The organism is Nocardia sp. NPDC060220, from assembly GCF_042727815.1.
In the GTDB taxonomy this organism is placed as follows: domain Bacteria; phylum Actinomycetota; class Actinomycetes; order Mycobacteriales; family Mycobacteriaceae; genus Nocardia.
Window position 1 is genome coordinate 1 of record NZ_JBHWZY010000958.1, and the last position, 2,434, is coordinate 2,434.

Sequence of the window (2,434 nt, forward strand, 5' to 3'; positions counted from 1 at the left end):
GTTTCACCCTGCCCATCCTCGTCGCCGCGAGCGGTGAGCTGGTCAGCGAACGCGCGGGTGTGCTCAATCTGAGCCTCGAGGCGATGATGCTGACCGGCGCGTTCGCCGGCGTGCTCGGCGCCGTCACCACCGGTTCGCCGGTACTCGGCGCGGCCACCGCCGTGCTCGCTGCCCTGATCTTCGGTGCGCTGCAAGCGATCTGGAGTATCGGCTTGCGCGCCGACCAGATCGTCGTCGGCATCGCCGGCAACGCGTTGGCACTCGGCGCCACCACCTACGGTGCGCGCCTGCTACTCGACGACGGCAAGGGCCACAGCGTTCCCGGTTTCGACGCGCTGCCGATACCGGTGCTGCACCATATCCCGGTTATCGGTCCCGCCCTGTTCGGGCAGACCGCGCTCGGCTATCTGTGCATCGCGGTCGTCGCCGTCCTGGCGGTCGTGTTCTCCCGCCGCACCAAGCTGGGTCTGGTGATCGACGCGATCGGTGAAGACGCCGTCGCCGCCGACCGCACTGGTCTGCCGGTGAAGGCCGCCCGGTACGGCTGTGTGCTGCTCGCCGCGTTCGCTGCCGGCCTCGGCGGCGCGCAATTGGCGCTGTCGGAGGTGCATTCGTTCAGCGACAACATGACCGGCGGCATCGGCTATCTCGCCGTGGTCGCGGTGATCGCAGGCCGCTGGCGTGCGCTCGGGGTGATCTGGGCATCGGTGTTCTTCGGTCTCGCCCAGGCCCTGCAGTTCGCACTGCCCGCCCTCGGCGTCGATGTGCCGTTCGCGTTGCTGGTGATGCTGCCCTATCTGATCGCGATCGTGGCCGTCAGCGGCTTGGTCGGCAACAGCCGCTCGCCGCGCGACCTCACCGTCGCCTTCGCCCGAACTTCCTGACCCGCCCCTACTTTCGCAGGAGCCACCGTTGACTCTGATCCTGTCGCACTCCGATGTGACCGCCGTCCTCGACCGCGGTGAGGTGCTCGCCGCCGTCGAGCGCGCGCACGCCGATCTGGCGCTGGGCACCGCGTTCGTCCCCGCTCCACCGGCGATGACACTGGGCGGCGCGGCCTTCGTGCCCATGGTCGCCGCCGCCGAATCCGCCGGTGCCGCCGCGGTCAAACTGCTCGCCGACCTGCCCGCCAATCGCGGGCGCGGGTTGCCGGTGCAGCGGTCGGTGATCGTGGTGACCTCGGCGGCCGACGGTTCGTGCGAGGCACTGATCGACGGACGCCTCGTCACCGCCGTGCGGACGGCCGCCGCCAGCGCGGTGGCGACGAAATATCTGTCCCGACCATCGAGTTCGGTACTCGGTGTTATCGGCGCGGGCAATCTGGCCGTGGAGCACACGCGCGCGATTGCGACCGTGCGCGAGCTCGAGACCGTGCTGGTCTGGTCGCGCACCGCAGCTACGGTCGACCGATTCCGCAGTGCGATAGCCGATCTCGGTCTCAACGTGCGTGCCCTCGACAGCCCGGAGTCGGTCACCCGCGCCGCCGACGTGTTGTGCACCCTCACGCCGTCCCGCGAGCCGATCGTCCACGGCGCCTGGTTCGGCGACGGTCTGCACGTCAACGCGGTGGGCGCACCGCCGAGGGCGGATCACCGGGAGGTGGACGGCGAGGCCATGCGCCGGTCCAGGGTCGTCGTAGACTCGATCGGCACCACGCTCACCAAATCCGGCGACACGCTGATGGCCATCGCCGAAGGCGCGATCACGCAGGACGCGGTGGGCACCGAGCTGGGCGAGGTGATCGCGGGCCGGGCAGCCGGCCGTCACGACGACCGCGACATCACCCTGTTCAATTCGGTGGGCATCGGCCTGCAGGATCTGGCCGCCGCCCGCCTGCTCATCGACAAGGCCCGCGCCAACGGCATCGGAACGGAAGTGGATCTCACCTCATGAGCGAGCTGACCGATATCGACATCACCCATCTGCGTCGCGCCATCGACCTCGCCGGGCACGCCACCGCGCTCGGCGATCGCCCCTTCGGCGCGGTCGCTCTCGGCCACGACGGCGCGGTCCTGGCCGAGGGTGTGAACGCGGTGAACACCACCGGCGACGTCACCACCCACGCCGAACTGGTCGCGATCACCCTCGCGACCGCCGCGGGCCACGCGGCGAAACTGCGGGGCGCCACCGTCTACGCCAGTGGCGAACCGTGCCCGATGTGCGCCGCCGCGATGGTGTGGGCCGGGGTCGGCCGCATCGTCTTCGCCGCGGCCGCAGCCGAATTCGGGCCGATCATGCCCCCGGGTACCAGTTTCGGACTCACCTGCGCCGAGGTCGTCGCGAGCTCGAACGTGCCGGTCGAGGTCAGCGGACCACACCTGGGCGAGGAAGCTCTCGCCGTGTTCCGCGCGGCCGCGCAGAACTAGCCCGAAGACACCGAGGTCCACGGCACCGTGGTCAAGGTCGGCGACATCGTCGTCAAGGACTTCAAGGC

3 protein-coding genes are annotated in these 2,434 nt (G+C 70.0%); all 3 read left to right on the forward strand.

The features are described from left to right. On the forward strand, positions 1-884 hold an 884-nt coding region (locus tag ACFWF3_RS32240; RefSeq protein WP_379317609.1), incomplete at its 5' end, for an ABC transporter permease. 28 nt (positions 885-912) lie between these two features. After that, positions 913-1,893: an ornithine cyclodeaminase family protein gene (locus ACFWF3_RS32245; RefSeq protein WP_379317611.1), complete on the forward strand. Its 981-nt coding sequence runs from the start codon at positions 913-915 to the stop codon at positions 1,891-1,893. Further along, a complete protein-coding gene (locus ACFWF3_RS32250) occupies positions 1,890-2,366 on the forward strand; it encodes a nucleoside deaminase (RefSeq protein ID WP_378989901.1) in 477 nt (158 codons plus the stop codon). Before ACFWF3_RS32245 ends, ACFWF3_RS32250 begins: the two co-directional genes overlap by 4 nt. Positions 2,367-2,434: the final 68 nt, after the last annotated feature.